This is a genomic window from Halorubrum salinum (assembly GCF_024494575.1).
In the GTDB taxonomy this organism is placed as follows: Archaea; Halobacteriota; Halobacteria; order Halobacteriales; family Haloferacaceae; genus Halorubrum; species Halorubrum salinum.
Genome location: NZ_JANHDO010000001.1, coordinates 239,761 through 259,522, shown reverse-complemented (window position 1 = coordinate 259,522; position 19,762 = coordinate 239,761). Strand labels below are relative to the sequence as shown.

Here is a 19,762-nt window from a genome sequence, read left to right as displayed (position 1 = left end):
GGACACGTCTCGCTGACCGCGAGATCGACACGTCTCGGCGTTCGCGAGTCCGGCCGTCAGCCTCGCAGTCTTTATAATCGCCCGTATGGTACGACGTACCAGCATGACGCGACACGTGCGACGACGCGACGTTCTGAGCGGAGCCGGAGCGGTGGGCATCGCTGCGCTCGCCGGCTGTTCGACCGAGAGCGGCGACGGCGGCGACTCCGGCGACGGTGACGGAGACGGTGGTGACGGCGGCTCCGGAGACGGCGGCGACGGCGGCTCCGGCGAGGTCCCGGACGCCGTGATGATCGTCGGGTTCCCGCAGTCCGGTATCCAGCTGTTCCGCGACTACTACTCCGAGTTCGCCGAGGGCACGTCCGACCTCGACATCATCGTCCCCGACGGACTGATCGACGCCGACCTCCCCGGCGAGGTCGACAACGACATGAACAACGTGATCGGGACCGCGCCCTCCGCGGGCGGGCCCGGTGCCGAGTTCTTCACGCAGTCGTACCAGGACGAGTACGATCAGGAGCCCGGCGTGTTCACCGCGCAGGCGTACGACGCGATGGCCGTCGAGATCCTCGCGGCCACCGCGGCCGGCGAGAACGACGGGGCCGCGATCCGCGATCGGGTCCGCACCGTCGCCAACCCGGACGGCGAGGAGTTCGGTCCCGCCGACCTCCCGGACGCCGTCGAGGCGGTCGCAGCGGGCGATTCGATCAACTACGTCGGCGCGTCGTCGAGCGTCGACTTCGACGTCAACGGCGACGTCGCGACCGCCGCCTACGACATCATCGACTTCCAAGACGGCGAGTTAGAGACGCTCGACACCGTCGAGTTCGGGAACGACCTCACGGAAGAGGACCGGGGCGCGACGGCGGCAGACCCCGTCGGGCTCGACGGCGAGTTCACGGCCCGGATCGGCGTGTTGATGCCGGAGACGGGCGACCTCGGTCCGCTCGGCGGGCCGATCCGCGACGGCGCGCTGCTGGCCGCCACGCAGGTCAACGACGCCGGCCTGAACGTCACCGTCGAGACGCGCGTCGAGGACACCCAGACCGACCCGCAGGCCGGTATCTCGGGCGCGAACGCGCTCGTCAACGACGGGTTCGGTGCCGTCGTCGGCCCGGCGTCCTCGAACGTCAACCTCCAGGTGGCCGATCAGGTGTTCATCCCCAACGGCGTCGTCGGCATCTCGCCGTCGTCGACCGACCCGAACGTGACCGACCTCGACGACAACGGGTTCATCTTCCGGACCGCGCCGTCCGACCTCCTGCAGGGGCCCGCGATGGCGGACCTCGCAGTGGGGGACAACGTCGGCGCGTCCTCGACCGGCACGCTGTACCTCAACGACGCCTACGGTCAGTCGCTCGAAGAGGCCTACGTCAACGCGTTCCAAGAGCGCGACGGGACGGTCGACCAGCGCGTCTCCTTCGAGCCCAACCAGCCGACCTACAGCAGCCAGTGGTCGGACGTGTTGAACCAGTGAGTCGGTGAGTCGGTAGTCCCGGCGCAGAGACGGTCTGCGAGTTTTTTCGGACGCAACACACCGCACTAGCTGACGCCGCCGACTACCCGCCGAGGAAGTCCTGTCGCACGTCGTCGTCGGCGAGTAAGACGTCTCCGGCGTCGGTGTACCGGTTCTCGCCGTTGACGAGGACGTAGCCGCGGTCACAGCGCCGCAGCGCTTCTTTGGCGTTCTGCTCGACCATCAGGATCGCCGTCCCCGACTCGTTGATCCGGTCGATCCGGTCGAACATGTCGGAGACGAGGTCGGGAGCCAAGCCGGCGGAGGGCTCGTCGAGCAACAGCAGATCGGGGTCGAGCATGAGCGCCCGGCCCATCGCGACCATCTGCCGCTGGCCGCCGGAGAGCGTGCCCGCCTTCTGGTCGCTCCGCTCTCGGAGGATCGGGAACCGGTCGTAGATCGCCTCGATCTGGTCTTCGGGTACGCTGTCGAGGATGTACGCGCCCATCTCCAGGTTCTCGCGCACGCTCAACCCGGGAAAGACGTTGTCGGTCTGGGGGACGAACCCGATCCCCTCGCGGATGATCTGCTCCGGCGGGAGTCCCTGTATCTGTTCGCCCTGGAACTCGACGGTACCACCCATGTGGGTCGTGAGCCCGAACACCGTCTTCATCACGGTGGACTTGCCGGCCCCGTTCGGACCGACGACCGTGACGTACTCGCCGTTCGCCACGTCGAGGTCGACGTCCGAGAGGATCTGGAGGTCGCCGTAGCCGGCGTCCACGTCGCGGAGCCTGAGGATCGCGTCGTCGTCGACGGTGTGGGCGGTGCCGGCGGAGGTCGCCGTCGGCTCCCCGTCGCTCGGGGCCGCCGTCGGGTCCGGCTCCGCCGACTCCGCGTCGTCCGGTTCCGTCGGGTCCGTACCTGTCGCCGCCGTCTCGTCGTCGCTCATATGTCTTCCCCCAGGTACGCCTCGATGACGCGCTCGTCGTTCCGTATCTCGTCGCCGGTCCCCTCGGCGAGAACGCTGCCCTGGTGCATGACGATGACGCGTTCGCAGTTCTCCATGATGACGTCCATGTCGTGTTCGACGAGGAGGAAGGTGTAGCCGTCCGCCCGCAGGTCGTGGATCCGATCGAGGAGCTTCTCTTCGAGCGTCGGGTTGACGCCCGCGAGCGGCTCGTCGAGAAGCACCATCTCCGGGTCCGTCATGAGCGCGCGGGCCATCTCCAGGAGCTTGCGCTGGCCTCCCGAGAGGTTCCCGGCGTGTTCGGTCGCGAGGTGGTCGATCTCGAAGAAGTCGAGCGTCTCCCACGCCCGCTCTCGGAGAGCTTCCTCTTGCTCGACGACCTCGCCGCGGAGCCCCGGCGTGACGGCGCGTATCGCCGACTCACCGACCTGCCCTTTCGGCGCGAGCATCAGGTTCTCCAAGACGGTCATCTCCTCCAGTTCGCGGGCGATCTGGAACGTTCGAACGAGACCTTTCCGGGCGATCTGGTACGGTTCGAGCCCCGTGATCTCCTCGCCCTCGAAGTGGATCGTTCCCGCGGTCGGCTCGTGGACGCCCGTGATGCAGTTGAACGTCGTCGACTTGCCCGCCCCGTTCGGACCGATGAGCCCGGTCAGACTCCCGCGTTCGACCTCGAAGGTCGCGCCGTCGACGGCGGTGACGCCGCCGAACTGCTTGACGAGTCCCTCGACGCGCAGCGGAACGTCCGTCGGCGTGTGTTTCGCCGCCTCCTCGACGGGGCTGTCCTGCGTCTCCGCGTCTGCCGTTTCCCCGCCGGACGCGGCGTCCGCAATCTCCGAAGCGTCAGCGACTTCCGCGACGTCCGCGTCCGCCACGTCGCTTGGGCCGTTGGAGTCGCTACTCATCGGCCTCACCTCCGTTCGGTCGCTCCGAGAGGTCGACTGCGGCGGCCGTCTCGATCCGGTCGCCGAGGACGCCGTCGGGCCGCCGGTGGATGATGAACACCAACACGAGTCCCAAGAAGACGAACTGCAGCGGCGCGATGTTTTCGGTCGCGTACGCGAGCAGCGTGACCGGGTCGAGCGAGACGAGCGCGTCGGCGAACGACGGCGGCGTCTGCGCGTCGATCAGCCCGCGAACCGTGCCGCCGACGCGACGCGGTCCCTCGAACAGCGCCGCCGCGAAGACGAGCCCGCCGATCACGGACCCGGCGTTCGAGCCGGAGCCGCCGATGATGACGGCGATGAAGACGTAGAAGGTGAGAAGCGGCATGAACTGCGGCGTCGGCGAGACGTTGCCCTGGCTGCCGAACCAGAGGATGCCGGCGAGCCCCATCAGCGCACAGCCGATGACGAACACCTTGATCTTCACGAGGTTCACGTTCTTCCCGAGCGAGTCGGCGACGACCTCGTCTTCTCGGATGGCCTTGAGCACCCGACCGAACGGTGAACGCCCGAGGCGTTCGAGCAGGAGGTAGTAGCCGACGAGGACGACGGCGAGGACGCCGATGTACCCCCAGCCGATGAGTATCGGGTGGGCGATGCCGAGCCCCCCGTCGCCGAAGATCCCGAAGACGAGGTCGCCGAACGGGGTCGGCGTCCCCGCCTGTCCGTCGACGAGGAACAGCTCGCGAACGGGGTTGTCCGGCATCCCCATCCCGCGACCGCCGCCGGTGCCGACGCCGATCGTCTCTCGCAGGAAAGTGTCGAACGCGCTCGACTGGAGCGTGAGCCGGATGATCTCAGAGAGGCCGAGCGTGACGATGGCGAGGTAGTCGGCCTTGAGCCGCAGCGCCGGCAGCGCCGCGACGGCGCCGATCAGCGCGGCCATCCCCGTGCCGGCGAGGATGCCGACGGGAAGCGGGAGTCCGAGTCCGGGCGGACCGAACGCGGGGTCCGGGGACCTGACGACCATCCCCATCGTGTAGACGCCGACGGCCATGAATCCCGCGACGCCGATGTTGAACAGCCCGGTGTAGCCCCACTGGAGGTTCAACGCGAGCGCGGAGAGCGCGTACACCAGTCCGAGGAACGTCAGCGTCTCCAGCAGGCCGACGACGCTGTTGAGCCCGCTCGTGGCGGTGAGAAGCGTCGCGGCGGCGTAGATGACGGCGAGCGTTCCGAGCACTAATCCGAGGTCGCTGCGGCGCGCGGCGTCCGTGAGCGCGCCGAGCGCGCTGTCGGGGGCGGCAGCGGGTCGTGAGTCCGAGTCGCTCATGCGGTCGAGACACCTCCGAAGAGTCCCTCGGGACGCAACAGGAGCATGAGGATCATCACGGCGAACGCCGCGGCCTGGTTGAAGTCGGAGGGGATCCAGATGGTCGAGGTGGTGAACACGACACCGATGACGAGCCCGCCCGCGATCGCGCCGTACACCGAGCCGATCCCGCCGAGGATCACGGCGGCGAAGATGAGAAGGAGGAGGAGCCACCCGAAGTCGAACTGGATCGTCCCGCGTAACAGTACGTAGAGGTATCCAGACGCACCGGCGAGTCCCCCACCGATGATCCACGTCGCGGTGACGACGCGCTCGGCGGGGATCCCGGTGATGAGCGCGAGGTCCTTGTTGTCGGCCATCGCGCGCATCGCGGTGCCGAGCTTCGTGCGCTGGAGCATGAAGTGCATCGCGAGCATCAGCCCGAGCGCCGCCACGACGATCGTGAGTTCGTGGGCGTCGATCGAGATACCGAGCGGCCCGAAGACGAGGTTCGACGCGTCCACGCTCGCGGTGATTCCCCGGCGGTCGGAGCCGTAAACGAACTGGAGCAGGTACCGGACGATGAGCGCCGCGCCGATGGAGGCGATCAGAATCGAGATCCCGTCGCGGTCGCGCATGGGTTTGTAGAACGCTCGGTCGAGCGCCAGCGCGACCGCGGCCGTGACGACGAACGCGGCGACGAGGCCGACGAGTATCGCACCCGGCGTGGTGAGGATGTGCGCGCCGATGTCGCCCGGCGACGCGCTCCCGGCGTCGCGGACGGAGAGAAGCGTTCGCACCGGCACGTCGCCGAAGCCGGCGATCAGGAAGGCGACGCCCCAGCCGGTGAACGCGCCGGTGGAGACGAGGTCACCGTGCGAGAAGTTCGCGAACGAGAGGATGCTGTACGTCAACGAGAGGCCGATTCCGGCGAGCCCGATCACGAGCCCGATCACGAGCCCGCTCCAGAGGTTCGACCGGAACCGATCGACGGAGAGCGCGCCCCCGATCGGTCCGACCGACACCCCCGCGAGCTTCGCGAGGAGGTCGACGAGGAGCAGGCCGCCGAGGACCGCGACGAGGAGGAGCCCCGGTCTGGCCCGCACCGTGTCGACCAGTGACGATTCAGTTGTTCCCATGTGTGCGTCTCACTGACGCAGGCTCAGACACCGAGAGGTAAATAATTCGCTGTTTCGAGGAGCGTGCGGGGCGAAATCGTCAGCCAGCCGGGGGATGTCGTGCGCCGCGACCGGTTCCCGACTGCTTCGGCGTTCCGCCGTCAGTCGCCGCCGGCGGCCCGCGCTCGCCGCCGCGCGTCCGTCGCCGAGCGCCCGTCTCGCAGCAGCGCCTCGACGAACAGCTCGCCGGCCTTGTACGAGGAGCGAACCATGGGACCGGACGCGCAGTAGAGGAAGTCGAACTCCGACTCGGCGACCGCGCGCCACGTCTCGAAGACGTCCGGGTGGACGTACTCGAACACGTCGAGGTGCGAGCGCGACGGCTGGAGGTACTGCCCGAAGGTGACGATGTCGACGCCGACCTCCCGGAGGTCGCCGAGCGTGCGGTACACCTCGTGGTCGTACTCGCCGACGCCGAGCATGAGGCTGGTCTTCGTGTGGACGTCGGACTCGCGGTCGATACGATCGAGCACGGCGAGCGACTGCTCGTAGTCGGCCCGCCGGTCCCGGACCGGCCACTGAAGCCGCTCTACCGTCTCCACGTTGTGGGCGATCACGTCGGGGCCGGCGTCGACGATCCGGCGGACGGCCTCCGGGTCGCCTTGGAAATCAGGGATCAGCGTCTCTACGAGGATCTCCGGGTCGCGCCGTTTGATGGCGCGGATCGTCTCGGCGAAGTGCGCCGACCCGCCGTCGGCGAGGTCGTCGCGGTCGACTGACGTCAAGACGACGTAATCGAGGCCGATCTCCGCGACCGCGTCAGCGACGTTTTCGGGCTCGTCGGGGTCGAGCGGCTCCATCCCGCCGGTCTCGACGTCACAGAAGTTACAACCGCGCGAGCAGCGGTCGCCCATCAGCATGAACGTCGCGGTTCCGGGGCCGTTCGCGCCACTCTCGGCGGCGTCGGCCGCCTCGTCGTTCGGCGGCGCGTTCGCGCCGCCCGACCAACACTCGCCCATGTTCGGGCAGTTGGCCTCCTCACAGACGGTGTGGAGGTCGCGCTCGCGGAGGCTGGCTTTGATCTCCGTGAACCGGCTCCCCGAGGGGGGACGCGACTTCAGCCAGTCCGGTTTCCGCCGGCCGCGTTGCATACCTACGACACGGCGGGCAGACGGCAAAAGCGTGCGGGTCGAGCGCGCGTCGATTTCGCATTCAGTCAGTCCAGAAGCGTCGCGCTCTCCGCGACCGTCGCGAACTCGCCGCGCAGGTGCGCGAGCGCGACGCGGTGTGAGGTCTCGGGGTCGATCCGGCCGCCGTCGTGTCTCTCGCGGGCGTGCGTCGCGGTCGCGTCGGCGACGACCGTCACGTCGTAGCCGCGGTTTTCGGCCGTCCGAACCGTCGTCGAGACGCAGTGGTCGGTGGTGAGCCCGCAGACGACGAGCGAGCCGTACCCCCGCTCGGTCAGCCAGCCGTCGAGGCCGGTCCCGAGGAACGCGCCGTTGACCGACTTCTCGAACGTCGCCTCGCCCTCGACCGGGGCCGTCTCCGGCTTCCACGCGAACCCCGGCTCGTCGGGGCGGAGCGGCGAGTCCGGCTCCGTCGACGCGTGCCGAACGTGGGCGACCGGGCGACCGTCGGCGCGCCACCGGCCGAGCAGCGCGGCGGCGACCGCCTCCGCGTCGGGGTTGTTACGCTCGCCCCACTCCGGCTCGTCGAAGCCGGTCTGGAAGTCGACGAGGAGGAGGACCGCTTCGTCCGGAAGCCGCTCAGTCATCGCCGAGTCCGGACGTGACGGCCGCGTCGCCGCCCGCATCGGACCGCCCGGAACCGGCCGCCGAACCGCGGCCGTCGCTCCCGGCGAACGCGCGCCACGCGCCGGCTTCGAGCAGGTCGTCCGGTACCTTTGGGTGCTCGCGGGTCGGCTCCAGCGGGCAGGCGTCCGGGCTCGCGTCCTCGTCCTCGCGGAACAGGTACTGCGTCCACTCGCGGTCGCCCTCGACGCCCCAGTCGCCCAGATCGGCGTGCGGGCAGACGCCGTCGTACTCGCTCATGCGCTCGCGGATCGTCTCGCGTGCCTGCTGACCCGCCGCCGTGTCTGCGGTGATTCCCTCGAAGACGGCCCGAGGCTGGAAGGTGATCTCGAGGCCGACCGGCGAGTACCGGCTCTTCCGGTCGTCGTAAAACGGCGCTCGCGACGTGGGGAAGAGCGGCTCGCCGCCGAAGCAGAACTCCCAGTGGGGGTCGTCCGGGTCTGTCGGGATCGATTCCGGCCACGGCTCGGGGTCGTGGACGTGGAGGAACTCCAAGACGTGCCAGAGCCGCTCGTGGTAGTGCGCCTCTCCCGCGTCGTCCGCCGGCGGACGGAAGAACACCGCGAGCGGCGCGCGGTCGGCGTGGTCGGGGTAGGCGTCGAGGTACTCGACGAGCGTGTCGCGGAGTCGGAGCAGCGCCGCCGGGTCCGTCGTCGACTCGCAGGCGGCGTAGAGCATCTCGCCGTTCCGCTCGACTTCGATCCCGAAGTAACAGGGGAACGGCGAGCCGTCGCGCTCGCCGAGCATCGACTCGCGGAAGGTCCGGTAGTGGGCTTGGAGCCACTCCGGCGCGTCGTCGAGCCGATCGTGGAGCGTCTCCTGGTCCAACAGCACGCCCTCGGTGCCGGGCTCGTTCATACCGCGAGTGAGCGCCGTGCGGGCTTTTGGCTTTCGGCGATTCCCGCTCGCTAGTCCAAGAGGCTCTCCCCCGTCATCTCGGGGGGCAGGTCGAGACCGATCAGGTCGAGCAGAGTGGGCGCGATATCACACAGCGAGCCGTCGTCGCGGATCTCGGTCCCGCCGCCGTCGCCGTCGGGCGTCAGGTAGACGACCGGGACGGGGTTGAACGTGTGGGCGGTGTGGGGGTCCTCCGGCGTCCCCATGTCGTCGGCGTTGCCGTGGTCGGCCGTGACGACCGCGTGGCCGCCCGCGTCGGCGATCGCGTCGAGGAGCCGGCCGAGCTGTTCGTCGACCGCCTCGACCGCCTCGACCGCGGCGTCGAAGTCGCCGGTGTGGCCCACCATGTCGGGGTTGGCGTAGTTGAGGACGACCAAGTCCGGGTCGTCGGTCTCGATCGTCGCGACCGCCTCGTCGGTGAGTTCCTCGGCCGACATCGCCGGCTCCTCGTCGTAGGTCGGCACGTCCGGGCTCTCGACTATCGTTCGCATCTCGCCCGCGAACTCCACCTCGCGGCCGCCGTTGAGGAAGTACGTCACGTGCGGGTACTTCTCCGACTCGGCGGTTCGAAGCTGGGTCAAGCCGGCCTCGGAGACGACCTCGCCGACCGTGTTCGCCGGCTGTTGCGGCGGGAAGGCGACCGGAAACTCGAACGTCTCGTCGTACTCGGTCATCGTCGTCAGCCGGACCTCGGGCTGGTCGAGGTCGAACGCCCACGCCGGTCGCGTGTCGGTGAGCATCCGGACGAGCTGGCGGGCGCGGTCGGCCCGAAAATTGAAGAAGACGACCGCGTCGCCGTCGTCGAGGCCGGGCTCGTCGGCGACGAGCGTCGGCTCGACGAACTCGTCCGTCTCGCCGCGGGCGTGCGCCTCCTCGGCGGCCGCGACCGCACTGTCGGCCTCATGTGGCGCCTCGCGCTCGACGATGGCGTCGTACGCCTTCTTCGTGCGCTCCCAGTTCTCGTCGCGGTCCATCGCGTGGTACCGACCCGTGACGGTCGCGACGTGGCCGGTCCCGCGCTCGTCGGCTCTTTTCGTCACGTCGCCGAGGAACCCGTCTGCGATCTCCGGGGCGGTGTCGCGCCCGTCGGTGAACGCGTGCGTGGTCGCCGGGACGCCGGCGTCGGCCGCCGCGTCGATGAGCGCGAGCAGGTGTTCCACGTCGGAGTGGACGCCGCCGTCGGAGACGAGCCCCATGAAGTGGACTCGTCCGCCGGTCCCGGCGGCGTGGTCGAACGCCGCCGCGATCGCGTCGTTGTCGGAGAGCGACCCCTCGGAGAGCGCGTCGGAGATCCGCGTGTACGCCTGCTTGACGACCCGTCCCGCGCCGATGTTGAGGTGGCCGACCTCGGAGTTCCCCATCTGGCCCTCCGGCAGGCCGACCCGGCGGCCGTGGACGACGAGGCGGCCGTCGGCCCCGCGCTCGGTCGCCGCGTCGAACGTCGGCGTCTCAGCGGCCGCGACCGCGTCCCGACCCGGCGGGCGTCCCGAGGGGTCTGCGGTCACCGCGTCGTCCGTCTCCGTGGCGCCGCCGCCGGTCGACCGGTCGCCGTCGGTCGCGTCCGAACCGCCGTCAGCACCCGCGCCGAGCCCCCAACCGTCGAGAATGATGAGCGCCGTCTCCATGGACGCGTTACCCCGCGACGGGGTAATTACCCTTCGCTACCGACCGCGACGGCCGGGAGGCGAGGCGAGGACCGCGACCGGCGCGACGCCGCCGGGAAGTCAGCCTTATCAGCACTCGACGCTAACCATACGTTAATGGACTCCGCGGTACTGCTCGATCTCCTCGGCAACGAGAACCGGCGGCGCATCCTCCGGCTACTCGCCACCAAGCCCTGCTACGTCACGGAGATCTCGGAGTACCTCGACGTGAGCCCCAAGGCGGTGATCGACCACCTGCGGAAGCTGGAGGAGGCCGGCCTGATCGAGTCGACGACCGACGACCAACGCCGCAAATACTTCAGGATTACGCGCAGCCTCAGGCTGGAGGTGAGCGTCTCCCCCTACGGCTTCGGCGCGAAGAGCGCGTACCCCGCGAAGAGCAGCCTCGACATGTCCGGACGGTGTCCGCATCTCTCGATCGAACTCCCCGACGGCTCGGGCGTCGGACCGACGACCGATCTGGCCGACCTCGCGGACGAGTTCTCTCGCCTCCAAGACCTCGACCGGGAGCTTTCGCTGGCTCAGCGGTGGGTACAGGGGCGCGTCGAGGACACGCTCTCGCGGATCGACGACCGGCTCGGGACCGAGGCCGACAGCCGATTTTTCGCCGCGGTGCTCGCGGCGCTGGTCGAGACGGACGGCACGCCCGCCGCCGTCGCCGAGGAGGTCGGCGCTCGCGAGCGCACCGTCGCCGACGCGCTCGCCCGTCTCGCCGACGTCGGCGTGGTCGCCCGCGAGGCCGGCGGCGACGACGGTCCGGACCGCTACCGGATCCGGTAGGCGTCAGCAGACCGAGCCGCTTCCGGAACCTTTTGGCCCGCTCCCGGGAGAGAGCCGACGTGAGCCGACTACGGACCCTCTCGTTGTTCCTCGTCCTCGCCGCCGTCTGGGGATCGGCGTTCATGGCGATCAACGCCGGGCTGGCGTACTTCCCGCCGGTGTTGTTCGCCGCCTTCCGCTTCGACGTCGCCGGCGTGGTGATGCTCGCGTACGCGGCCTACGCCGTCGACGACCCGCTCCCCCGGGGCCGCGACGAGTGGAGCGTCGTCGCGGTCGGCGCGACGCTCATCATCGCCGCGTACCACGCGTTCCTGTTCGTCGGCGAGAGCGACCCGGCCGTGACGAGCGCCGTCGCGGCCGTGATCGTCAGCCTCTCGCCCGTCCTGACGACGGCGTTCGCACGGGCGTTTCTCCCCTCGGAGCGGCTGACCGCCGTCGGCGTCGTCGGCCTGCTCGTCGGACTCGCCGGCGCAGTCGTCCTCGCCGCGCCCGACCCGGCGAACCTGACCGGTAGCGGCACCGTCGCCAAGTTCCTCGTGTTGCTCGCGGCGGCCGCCTTCGCGCTCGGGTCGGTTCTGACCCGCGCCGCCGACACCGAGATGGCGATAGAGACGATGGAGGCGTGGTCGATGCTCGTCGGAGCCGTCCTGACGCACCTGCTGTCTTTCGCGCTCGGCGAGTCGGCCGCCGACGTGGCGTGGACGTCGGAGGCGGTCCTCTCGCTCGCGTATCTCGCCGTCGCCGCGAGCGGGCTCGGCTTCCTCATCTACTTCCGCCTTCTCGACCGGCTCGGACCGATCGAGATCAATCTCGTCTCGTACGTCGCGCCGGTGTTCGCCGCGCTCGCGGGGTGGGCGTTCCTCGGCGAGGGCGTCACCCCCAACACGGTCGCCGGCTTCGCCATCATCTGCGTCGGCTTCGCGCTGGTGAAACGCGCCGCGCTCCGGGAGACACTCCGCGAGTACGGCGTCGGCGGGTGACCTCACGGGCGGCGCGCAGGCGAGTCGCCAACGTGCGGGCGGGCGAGCCGTCAGCCGGCGAGTCGGCGACGACGCGGCCGAAAAGCGCCGATCGCGGCTGCACCACGAGCCACCAAGCACTTACCCCCGCCGGCTCGACTCGGGACACATGTCAGTCCCCGACAGGCCGAGCCGACAGAGCGGAATCGCTGCCCGCGCCGCCGCTGGCGCGGGACTCGGTGCCGCCGCCTACGCCCTCGGTTACCTGATCACCTTCCTCACCCAGAGCGATCGGATCGAAGAGCAGCTCCGCGGGTTCAACCTCTTCGCCGACCTGTTGGGCGGCGACCCGATTCCGACGTGGCAGGGAGTCGGATGGGTGTTTTACAACGCGCACTTCGTCGACACCGAGATTCCGGCGCTCGTGGGCGGTACCCGGTCGATGAACTTCATCTCGCAGGCCGACGGCGGTTCGCTCGGGTGGCTGTTCGTCCTCCCGCCGCTGCTGCTTTTCGCGGCCGGGGTCGCCGCGGGACGGTTCGGGGGTGCGACCGACGCGGTCGCGGGAGCGAAAGCGGGCGCGCTCGTCGCCGCCGGCTACCTCCCGCTCGCCGTGATCGGCGCGTTCCTGTTCCGGTTCTCGGTCGGGGACGGCGCGGTCGCCCCGACGCTCGTCACCGCCGTCCTGCTCGCGGGAGCGGTGTACCCGGCCGTCTTCGGTTCGATCGGTGGGGCGATCTCGTCGCTTTTGCGCGACTGAACTGACTGTCGTCGCGGAGGGTGCGGTCCGCGGCTCAGTACTCCGCGTCCTCGGGATCGAACCGGTCGCCGTACTCGCGGACCGGATCGACCGGTCGCCCCTCGTCGGTCTCGGGCGCGACGTAGTCGATAAACGCCTCGACGTCGGGCTCGCGGACGCGAACGTCGGCGTCGATCTCGCCGAGCTCGTCGGGCTCGCCGACGGCGAAGTTGACCACGCCCTCGAAGGCGGCCTGTTTCTTGAGCGAGAACGAGAACCCATCGTCCGTGGCGTTGTCCAAGAACACCCGCCGAGCCGTGTCGAGGATCTCCTGTTCGTGGAGCACGTCGGAGAAGGCGTCGAGGGTGTGGGTCTCGGCGACGAGCGCGCCGTTCTCGTGGGTCAGTTCCGCGTCCGGGAACACGTGTGACACCGCGTCGGCCACGCGGTCCGTCACCTCGGTGTCGCGGACCGGAGCCCTGATCTCGACGTCGACGCTGTAGATCACGCGCCGTCACCTCCGGCGTCGGCGGTCGCCGGGTGCGAGCCGTCGCCGGCGTCCCTCTCGACATTCTCGGCGTCGACGCCGAGCACCGCTCGCACGCGGGACCGGAACGCGGCGAGCGTCCCGGTGTTGTCGATCTCGGTGTCGGCGCGCTCCAGCGTCTCGCCGAGGCCGAGGTCGATCTCGCGGGCGTCGCGCTCGCGGAGGGCCTCCAGGTCGGAGTCGGAGTCGTCGCGGCCGCGGTCGTCGAGGCGTTCCGCTCGGAGTTCGAAGGGAGCGCGGATCGCCACGAGCGTGAAGTCGTCGCCGAAGGCGTCGCGGAAGCGCTCCAACTCGACCGTCGAGCGGAGCCCGTCGACGAGGACGGTGTCGCCGTCACTCTCCGCCGCTGCCTCGCGGATCAGCGGGAGCGTGCGGGCGGCGATGGCGTCGTCGCCCTCCTCCTCGCGGAGCGCGCCGGCGATCCGGCCGTGGTGTTCAGCCGGGTCGAGACCGCGGCGACGACACTCCGCGCGGATCACGTCGCCCATCACGACCACGGGGATGCCCGCGTCCTCGGCCACGTTCGCCGCCTCCCCCTTTCCGCTTCCGGGGAGGCCGACGGTTCCGATGACGTTCATTGGCCGCGGGTAGTCCGCTCGCGGACTTAGGTCTGCTGTTGGGGCCCGCCGGGCGCCGACGCGAACCGTCGGCGTTTTTTATATCGGGCGTGCGAACTCAGAGTGAGGGCACGTAGCTCAGCCAGGATAGAGCGTCGGACTTCTAATCCGACGGTCGTGGGTTCGAATCCCACTGTGCCCGTACGCGTCGTTCACGGGACCCGACGGTGTCCGTTCGTCGCGCACCCGAATTCTCGACCGCGGCCCTCAAACCCCTCCCGGCCGTCCGTCCGCACATGAGCGACGAGTACGCAGAGCGTCTCCGCGCGAACCGCCGCGAGAAGGACGACTTCTTCGCCGAGCATCCGCAGTCGCCGATCCCGCCCGAGCAGCGCGAGGAGTTCGACGGGCTCGACTACTTCCCGCCGGACCCCGACTACCGCGTCGAGGCGACGCTGACCGTCCACGACGACCCCGACCCCGTCGAGATGGAGACGACCGCGAGCAACCCGGTCCGGTACCTCCGGATCGTCACGTTCGCGTTCGAGGTCGGCGGCGACGAGCACACCCTCGCGGGCTATAGACAGGAGGGCGACGACGGAGCGATCTTCGTCCCCTTCCGCGACAAGACGACCGGCCAGCAGACCTACCATCACGGCCGATACATGGAACTGGAACCGGACGCCGACCTCGTCGACGGCGCGAGCGTCACGCTGGATTTCAACCTCGCGTACAACCCGTTCTGTGCGTACAGCGAGACGTTCTCCTGTCCGCTCCCGCCCGAGGAGAACTGGCTCGAAATCGTGGTACCGGCCGGCGAGCGGACCCCGGACATCGAGTGACTGCGACACCGTGAGAGACCGTCGACCGCAGCGCCGCGAGCGCGACCCCGCCGCGCGGCCCGGAATTCATTTCACCGGTGCCGACGACGGTCACGTATGATCGACGAGACCGTCGCCGAGATCCGGGCGATGCGAACTCACAGCACGTCCGCGGTGGCCGTGAAGGCGACGCAGTCGCTCGCGGAGCTGCTCGACCGGGAGTACGTGACCGTCGACGAGTTCGAGCGCGACCTCGAACACAACGCCGGCGTGTTACGTCGGTCGAACCCCTCGCACGCCGCGCTCCACAACGCGATGCGCGACGTCGAACGCTCCATCGTCGGCGAGGTCACGTCCGTCGAGGCGGCGAAACAGCGCCTCGAAGACGTGATCGCTCGCGTCACCGAAGAGATAGAGACGGCGAAGGGCGAGGCGGCCGCCAACGCCGCAGAACACATCGAGGACGGCGACACCCTCCTCGTCCACGACTACTCGACGACCGTCCTCGAATCGATCGAGAACGCCGCGCGCGACGGCGCGCACCTGACGGTGTACGTCACGGAGGCGCGCCCGCGGACGCTCGGTCGGAAAACGGCGCGCGCGCTCGCCGGGATATCGCGCGTCGACACCCGGATGGTCGTCGACAGCGCGATGGGGTACGCGCTCCGCGACTGCGACCGCGTCCTGCTCGGAATCACGTGTATCACCGGCGGTACCTACTACAACCGGATCGGGACGTTCCCGCTCGTGGTTACCGCCCGCGAGCTCGGCGTCCCGGTCACCGCGGTCGGCTCCGGCGCGAAGACCATAGAGGAGTTCCGGTTCGAAAACGAGTTCCGGGACGCGGTCGAAGTGATGCGCGAACCGGTCGAGGGCGTCACGATCGAGAATCCGAGCTACGACGCGACGCCGATCGGCATGATCGACACCGTGATCACCGACGACGGCGTCAGGGAGTGAACGGGATATCTGAGCTGATGCCCGAGTATCACGGCGAGTGAACCGGTCACAAACGCTTTGTGTGTGTACCGTGTTACCACCCATAATGAGCGTGAATCCGGGTTCGGCCGGGGTGTTCCAGGTCCCGAGTGCCGACCCAGCGGTCGCGGAGTGTGCGACTCTCTCGTGTGAGGTGAGTGCGGTGGCGACCGAGCCGGGGGCGATCACCGCGGTCGTGCTCGTCGGACTCGTGGCGTTCCTCGCGTTCGCGTACGTTCGCGACGCGACGGAGGCCTGTCGGAGCGAGCGCTCCCGCGTGCTGGCCGAGCGGGACGCGTTCGAGTCGTTCGCCGACCGCGTCTCCTCGCTCGAACCCGCCCCCGCCGAGTCGACGACGACTGCCTTCGACGGCCCGGTCGCGGGGATGCACACCGTCGACAGCGCGCGCGGCGACGTCACACTCAGGCGAGTGCTCGCGGCCTACAGGGATACCGTGATGTCGCTGCCCCACTACGAGCGCGAGTACGACGAGACGCTCCCGGAGAGCCTCGCCGCCGAACTGGGGCCCGACACGGCGACCGCGTTGGCGTCGGACCGAACGCTCTCGACCGGCGCGCAGTCGGCGCTCGTCAGGCGGAGTCGACAGGCGGCCGACGCCCGGTCGGCGCTCGCCGACGCGATCGGGACCGAACTCGACGAACTCGGGGTCGCCGAGAGCGACCTTACCGGTGTGGACCGTCGCCGTCGGCGGCTCGTCGAGCACCTCGACGGGATCGATCGCGATCCGACGGACGCCGCCATCGACGTCTGGCAGCGGCTCGACGACCTCGAACGAGAGTGCGACACGCTCGCCGTCGACCGACAGGCGACGCTCGACGACCCGCCGCTGCGACCCGACGCCGCCATCGGCGCGGAGGGGGATCGAGCCTTCTACGAGTACCTCTACGGACCGATCGAGGGCCCGAATCACCCGGTGTTATCGCAGATCGCGGATCTCGGCGATCGGATCCGATCGGATAAAGACCGCGTCGCGAATCGGCTCGCTCAGGGCCGGTAGCGGGCCGACAGTCACGGCGACAGAGCGCGTCCGTCGGCGGGGAGTGTCGTCACGGGAGTTGTATATCGCGGACGGCCACGCTTCCGGTGGTGGCCGTGACGACGTGTTACCCCACTGAAAATCGGTTTCTACGAAGAGATCGCGACGGCTCTACTGAGATCCTCAGCAAGTGATATATTTCGACTCGGTGGCGGTCAGTACAGAGGACTCACGAACCGCTCAGTACAGTGACTTACATACCAGGTTCGGTATACATTTCTCACTTCTGTTAGGAACGCCTTGCGAGATACAGAGTGTGTAGTCAGCACGGGACCGATAGAACGTTCCTGCGTGTTGTCCGATAATACCTACGAACTAGTATTACTCCTCATTAAATATTGGATTTTTAAGGTATAGCGATATAAATAAAACGGCGACACTGTACCGAGAGGGTAAGCTCATCATATTACTTCCCTACTCAATAATCAGATTCATAACTAACCTCCCACCCTTGTAAGTGGTTTTTGCAGCATGGCACGAAAAGAACCACGACCTGAAACACGTAAAATCGCGAAAAAAGCAGTTGATACGGAGCGCGCTGAACAAGTTCTCAACGAAGTTGACGAGGACCTGCAACCTGATTCGAAAGCGGGCGAAGCGCTTCGGGAAGCTGCTGCCGAAGAAACAGCTGAACTCGCCGAAGAAGCTGCTGACCTCGCACGCCGCCGCGCCAGTGACAAGATCGAAGCAGAAGATGTTGCAAAAGCAAACGAACGTCACCAAGACCGCGAGGAACGCGCCAGCTAAGTCGAAGTACATCAGCTAAACAAGAGAATTATTTACGCAGTCTGTACTGACCGCGACTAGGTTAGAATGTATCTCTTGCTGAGGATTTCAACAGAGCCTATGACGTCTATCCGCATCGAAGAACATGGGTATCTGGTGTTGAAATCCTTAAGCACTGATAGGATCGGCGTGCGAGATACAGAGGATGGAGCCAGCACGACGGCTTCGCTTACTTCCCGCCGAATCGGATGAACCTCCCGTTCGTTGAAGGTGCCGACCGATCGCGAGTACGCCCATTGTCGTTGGGGGTTGCGGAGTCGGCCCGGTAGCACGTGCGTATATTCCATTAGAGACCAAATACCAATAATGCCGTAACACATACCCTACGATTGGATTATGCAGAGACTCGAGTGCCCATTAGACGGATGCAGCGCGACCATTGAAGCTGAGACTGAACAAGAGGTCATGGCTCAAGCTGAAGAACACGCGAACAGTTCACACCCCGAACTCGAACTGGACGACGAGACCGTCGAAAACATCAGATCGAGTATTATACAGGTCTGAAGCCAGGGACTGTACTGATCGAAGCATCGGTCTCCTGTATTGACCGATCCAACCAGCTGGCTTTCAAAGAACACCTATGCTGGATACGCGCGATGTATCGCGCATGAGTGTGGTCTGCCTGAGTGTTCTCTATCATGATAAGCGTGGCCGATGACAGAGAATACAGCGCAATAGATCGGCGACCGGGCTCTCACCAAAGGATGAGGAGAGTTCCTCTAAGAAGTGGTTGATCGACATTCGAATTCACCGTATAACGCTTGGGGCAATAGACCCGATCTGTTCACATGGTATCACTCGTCGCTCGATTCCGCCAATTTCCACGTAACCGTCCCGTCATCTCCCTCGTCATCGCGATCCTGACCGTCGAGATCGTCGGAGCGGCCGGGTCAGTCTTCACGGCGCAAAGTCTCACCACGTGGTACGGTACGCTTCAGCGCCCGATGATCGCTCCACCGAACTGGGTCTTTGGCCCAGTCTGGGCCACCCTGTTCGCACTCATGGGAGTCGCACTCTGGCTCGTCTGGCGACAGATCGAGACTTCGCCCCGCGAGGCCTGGATCGCTCTTGGCGTATTCCTGGTACATTTCGTCTTCAATTTGGGATGGTCAGCAGTCTTCTTCGGACTACAAGAGCTCGGGTGGGGACTGGCCGTGATCGGACTCCTCTGGCTACTTATCGTCACAGCGATGTGGGCCTTCGATCGCGTTGATCGCCGGGCAGCACTCCTCCTCGTACCGTATCTTCTCTGGGTCTCCTTTGCCGTCTATCTCAACTATCGCTTCTGGGTGCTAAATTAGATCGCGGTTCGAGGTGATTTCCTTCACGCCAGCATCGAACAGCAGCTCCATGAGGAAGCCGGTGAACGCCATCGTCACGAGAAAGACGCCAAGGATGTACAGCATGATCTTCCAGCCGTAGTACTTCCGGTAGACGTTCAGCACGGGAATCGTGATGAGGTCAGCGTAGACGAACGCGATGATCCCGGCGAAGCTGACGCCACCGCCCCACGGCGCGACGGCGAACGGGACGTTACCCATATGCCAGCGAAACTGAGGACGGCGATGGTGACACCCATAATCGCGTTCTCGGCAGTCACGAGCAGGCCATCGCCCTGGATGAACAGCGTGTTCCACACCCACTGCGGGACGAAGACGATGACGAACCCAGAAATCAGGAAGCCAGCGACGATGTCCTTCCAGATCATCGACCACTCCTTGCGGTACTGATTCCCGACTTTGTACCAGCCACCCCACGACAGCAACTCGTCACGCCACCCGCCGCGACTCGACGTCTCCTGGCGGTAGGTCTACATACAGCCCTCCGAGCAGAATTTGAGCGTCTCCCGGACCTCGTCGGAGAGATTCTTCGGGACCGTGAAGTGGACGATGACGGCCATCACGGCGATGAGGATGAGTCCACCGAGTAACTCTGCGACCAAGAACTCCCAGCCCAACAGAATCAGAATCATCAACCCGAGTTCGACGATCAGATTCGTCGACGCGAACATGAACGCGAGAAAGTTGACCGCGTGTGCTCTCTTCTTGAACAGCCCCTTCCCGATAGCGACAGCGCCGAAACTGCAGCCGCTGCTCGCCGCGCCGAACGCGGTCGCCTTGGTGAGCCCACTCAGATCACCGTCGCCCAGCACCTGTGCCATTCTCCTTGGAGACGTAGACCTGGACGAGACTCGTGATCGTGAGGCCCATAATGATCGCCCACGCCGCCGTCCAGAGGAACCCGACACCGATTCGGAGGGCTTCGAAGATACCCTCGACCATCGTCACCTGCATAGATGAATCATCGTGCGGATCATCTTTTGCAGTTTTCCTTCAGATAGTTCAGATTAGAGCCATGGTAAGTGTGAATTCAAAAGATTAGCGGTGGGTGGAGCACGCAGGTCGAAGGCACAACCGCATTGAATA

The 19,762-nt window shown here is 67.0% G+C and carries 20 protein-coding genes, 1 tRNA gene and 1 pseudogene; 11 read left to right on the top strand and 11 right to left on the bottom strand.

The window, feature by feature from the left end; all coding sequences use genetic code 11:
• Positions 1-103 precede the first annotated feature (103 nt).
• The gene (locus NO930_RS01335; RefSeq protein WP_256402237.1) at positions 104-1,477 is read left to right on the top strand and encodes an ABC transporter substrate-binding protein; all 1,374 of its coding nucleotides are present in this window, start codon (positions 104-106) and stop codon (positions 1,475-1,477) included.
• A gap of 82 nt (positions 1,478-1,559) precedes the next feature.
• On the opposite strand, the gene NO930_RS01330 is transcribed toward NO930_RS01335, so the two are convergent.
• From NO930_RS01330 to gpmI, 8 genes are all read right to left on the bottom strand, one after another.
• Positions 1,560-2,408 (bottom strand): ABC transporter ATP-binding protein, encoded by an 849-nt coding sequence (locus tag NO930_RS01330; RefSeq protein WP_241996848.1) that lies wholly within the window; start codon positions 2,406-2,408, stop codon positions 1,560-1,562.
• Positions 2,405-3,331 carry an ABC transporter ATP-binding protein gene (locus tag NO930_RS01325; protein ID WP_137783100.1) on the bottom strand — a complete coding sequence of 309 codons (927 nt, stop codon included), beginning with the start codon at positions 3,329-3,331 and terminating at the stop codon, positions 2,405-2,407. The genes NO930_RS01330 and NO930_RS01325 overlap by 4 nt, the downstream gene beginning before the upstream one ends.
• Positions 3,324-4,643, bottom strand: coding sequence for a branched-chain amino acid ABC transporter permease (locus tag NO930_RS01320; RefSeq protein ID WP_137783101.1), 1,320 nt, complete (start codon positions 4,641-4,643; stop codon positions 3,324-3,326). The genes NO930_RS01325 and NO930_RS01320 overlap by 8 nt, the downstream gene beginning before the upstream one ends.
• The gene (locus tag NO930_RS01315) at positions 4,640-5,761 is read right to left on the bottom strand and encodes a branched-chain amino acid ABC transporter permease (RefSeq protein ID WP_256402236.1); all 1,122 of its coding nucleotides are present in this window, start codon (positions 5,759-5,761) and stop codon (positions 4,640-4,642) included. The genes NO930_RS01320 and NO930_RS01315 overlap by 4 nt, the downstream gene beginning before the upstream one ends.
• A 140-nt stretch (positions 5,762-5,901) precedes the next feature.
• Positions 5,902-6,891, bottom strand: a complete 990-nt coding sequence (gene lipA, locus NO930_RS01310) for a lipoyl synthase (protein ID WP_256402234.1) — start codon at positions 6,889-6,891, stop codon at positions 5,902-5,904.
• A gap of 65 nt (positions 6,892-6,956) precedes the next feature.
• Complete coding sequence (locus NO930_RS01305; protein ID WP_256402233.1) at positions 6,957-7,514, bottom strand: cysteine hydrolase family protein; 558 nt, start codon at positions 7,512-7,514, stop codon at positions 6,957-6,959.
• Positions 7,507-8,409, bottom strand: a complete 903-nt coding sequence (locus NO930_RS01300) for a YqcI/YcgG family protein (protein WP_137784160.1) — start codon at positions 8,407-8,409, stop codon at positions 7,507-7,509. Before NO930_RS01300 ends, NO930_RS01305 begins: the two co-directional genes overlap by 8 nt.
• 50 nt (positions 8,410-8,459) lie before the next feature.
• On the bottom strand, positions 8,460-10,073 hold the full coding sequence (gene gpmI / locus NO930_RS01295; protein WP_256402232.1) for a 2,3-bisphosphoglycerate-independent phosphoglycerate mutase: 1,614 nt from the start codon (positions 10,071-10,073) through the stop codon (positions 8,460-8,462).
• Positions 10,074-10,208: 135 nt separating this feature from the next.
• Between gpmI and NO930_RS01290 the strand changes: the two genes are divergently transcribed.
• The 3 genes from NO930_RS01290 to NO930_RS01280 all read left to right on the top strand — a co-directional run bounded on the left by NO930_RS01290 (position 10,209) and on the right by NO930_RS01280 (position 12,611).
• On the top strand, positions 10,209-10,892 hold the full coding sequence (locus tag NO930_RS01290; protein WP_137783009.1) for an ArsR/SmtB family transcription factor: 684 nt from the start codon (positions 10,209-10,211) through the stop codon (positions 10,890-10,892).
• A gap of 59 nt (positions 10,893-10,951) precedes the next feature.
• Positions 10,952-11,872 (top strand): DMT family transporter, encoded by a 921-nt coding sequence (locus tag NO930_RS01285; RefSeq protein WP_137783010.1) that lies wholly within the window; start codon positions 10,952-10,954, stop codon positions 11,870-11,872.
• Between the two features lie 148 nt (positions 11,873-12,020).
• The gene (locus tag NO930_RS01280; RefSeq protein ID WP_137783011.1) at positions 12,021-12,611 is read left to right on the top strand and encodes a DUF7978 family protein; all 591 of its coding nucleotides are present in this window, start codon (positions 12,021-12,023) and stop codon (positions 12,609-12,611) included.
• A gap of 34 nt (positions 12,612-12,645) precedes the next feature.
• Here NO930_RS01280 and NO930_RS01275 read toward each other — a convergent pair whose 3' ends face one another.
• On the bottom strand, positions 12,646-13,098 hold the full coding sequence (locus tag NO930_RS01275; RefSeq protein ID WP_137783012.1) for an RNA-binding domain-containing protein: 453 nt from the start codon (positions 13,096-13,098) through the stop codon (positions 12,646-12,648).
• Positions 13,095-13,715 carry an AAA family ATPase gene (locus NO930_RS01270; protein ID WP_137783013.1) on the bottom strand — a complete coding sequence of 207 codons (621 nt, stop codon included), beginning with the start codon at positions 13,713-13,715 and terminating at the stop codon, positions 13,095-13,097. Before NO930_RS01270 ends, NO930_RS01275 begins: the two co-directional genes overlap by 4 nt.
• Before the next feature lie 106 nt (positions 13,716-13,821).
• Between NO930_RS01270 and NO930_RS01265 the strand changes: the two genes are divergently transcribed.
• The 7 genes from NO930_RS01265 to NO930_RS01235 all read left to right on the top strand — a co-directional run bounded on the left by NO930_RS01265 (position 13,822) and on the right by NO930_RS01235 (position 18,637).
• A tRNA-Arg gene (locus NO930_RS01265) sits at positions 13,822-13,896 on the top strand.
• 94 nt (positions 13,897-13,990) lie between these two features.
• Positions 13,991-14,536, top strand: coding sequence for a DUF1684 domain-containing protein (locus NO930_RS01260; RefSeq protein ID WP_137783014.1), 546 nt, complete (start codon positions 13,991-13,993; stop codon positions 14,534-14,536).
• 96 nt (positions 14,537-14,632) lie between these two features.
• Positions 14,633-15,475 (top strand): eIF2B alpha/beta/delta subunit family protein, encoded by an 843-nt coding sequence (locus NO930_RS01255; RefSeq protein WP_137783015.1) that lies wholly within the window; start codon positions 14,633-14,635, stop codon positions 15,473-15,475.
• 85 nt (positions 15,476-15,560) lie between these two features.
• On the top strand, positions 15,561-16,511 hold the full coding sequence (locus tag NO930_RS01250) for a DUF7260 family protein (RefSeq protein ID WP_256402231.1): 951 nt from the start codon (positions 15,561-15,563) through the stop codon (positions 16,509-16,511).
• A 510-nt stretch (positions 16,512-17,021) separates the two neighbouring features.
• On the top strand, positions 17,022-17,297 hold the full coding sequence (locus NO930_RS01245) for a hypothetical protein (protein WP_137783017.1): 276 nt from the start codon (positions 17,022-17,024) through the stop codon (positions 17,295-17,297).
• A gap of 375 nt (positions 17,298-17,672) precedes the next feature.
• Positions 17,673-17,840, top strand: coding sequence for a DUF1059 domain-containing protein (locus NO930_RS01240; RefSeq protein ID WP_137783018.1), 168 nt, complete (start codon positions 17,673-17,675; stop codon positions 17,838-17,840).
• 284 nt (positions 17,841-18,124) lie between these two features.
• Positions 18,125-18,637, top strand: coding sequence for a TspO/MBR family protein (locus NO930_RS01235; protein ID WP_137783019.1), 513 nt, complete (start codon positions 18,125-18,127; stop codon positions 18,635-18,637).
• 30 nt (positions 18,638-18,667) lie between these two features.
• Here NO930_RS01235 and NO930_RS01230 read toward each other — a convergent pair.
• A pseudogene (locus NO930_RS01230) lies at positions 18,668-19,630 on the bottom strand (permease); the annotation flags it as partial.
• Between the last annotated feature and the right edge of the window lie 132 nt (positions 19,631-19,762).

Bases quoted from the DNA above. Each gene is read 5' to 3' on its own strand.
- NO930_RS01335 (WP_256402237.1), top strand. From the start codon at position 104: ATGACGCGACACGTGCGACGACGCGACGTTCTGAGCGGAGCCGGAGCG.
- NO930_RS01330 (WP_241996848.1), bottom strand. From the start codon at position 2,408: ATGAGCGACGACGAGACGGCGGCGACAGGTACGGACCCGACGGAACCG.
- NO930_RS01325 (WP_137783100.1), bottom strand. From the start codon at position 3,331: ATGAGTAGCGACTCCAACGGCCCAAGCGACGTGGCGGACGCGGACGTC.
- NO930_RS01320 (WP_137783101.1), bottom strand. From the start codon at position 4,643: ATGAGCGACTCGGACTCACGACCCGCTGCCGCCCCCGACAGCGCGCTC.
- NO930_RS01315 (WP_256402236.1), bottom strand. From the start codon at position 5,761: ATGGGAACAACTGAATCGTCACTGGTCGACACGGTGCGGGCCAGACCG.
- lipA (WP_256402234.1), bottom strand. From the start codon at position 6,891: ATGCAACGCGGCCGGCGGAAACCGGACTGGCTGAAGTCGCGTCCCCCC.
- NO930_RS01305 (WP_256402233.1), bottom strand. From the start codon at position 7,514: ATGACTGAGCGGCTTCCGGACGAAGCGGTCCTCCTCCTCGTCGACTTC.
- NO930_RS01300 (WP_137784160.1), bottom strand. From the start codon at position 8,409: ATGAACGAGCCCGGCACCGAGGGCGTGCTGTTGGACCAGGAGACGCTC.
- gpmI (WP_256402232.1), bottom strand. From the start codon at position 10,073: ATGGAGACGGCGCTCATCATTCTCGACGGTTGGGGGCTCGGCGCGGGT.
- NO930_RS01290 (WP_137783009.1), top strand. From the start codon at position 10,209: ATGGACTCCGCGGTACTGCTCGATCTCCTCGGCAACGAGAACCGGCGG.
- NO930_RS01280 (WP_137783011.1), top strand. From the start codon at position 12,021: ATGTCAGTCCCCGACAGGCCGAGCCGACAGAGCGGAATCGCTGCCCGC.
- NO930_RS01270 (WP_137783013.1), bottom strand. From the start codon at position 13,715: ATGAACGTCATCGGAACCGTCGGCCTCCCCGGAAGCGGAAAGGGGGAG.
- NO930_RS01260 (WP_137783014.1), top strand. From the start codon at position 13,991: ATGAGCGACGAGTACGCAGAGCGTCTCCGCGCGAACCGCCGCGAGAAG.
- NO930_RS01255 (WP_137783015.1), top strand. From the start codon at position 14,633: ATGATCGACGAGACCGTCGCCGAGATCCGGGCGATGCGAACTCACAGC.
- NO930_RS01250 (WP_256402231.1), top strand. From the start codon at position 15,561: ATGAGCGTGAATCCGGGTTCGGCCGGGGTGTTCCAGGTCCCGAGTGCC.
- NO930_RS01245 (WP_137783017.1), top strand. From the start codon at position 17,022: ATGGCACGAAAAGAACCACGACCTGAAACACGTAAAATCGCGAAAAAA.
- NO930_RS01240 (WP_137783018.1), top strand. From the start codon at position 17,673: ATGCAGAGACTCGAGTGCCCATTAGACGGATGCAGCGCGACCATTGAA.
- NO930_RS01235 (WP_137783019.1), top strand. From the start codon at position 18,125: ATGGTATCACTCGTCGCTCGATTCCGCCAATTTCCACGTAACCGTCCC.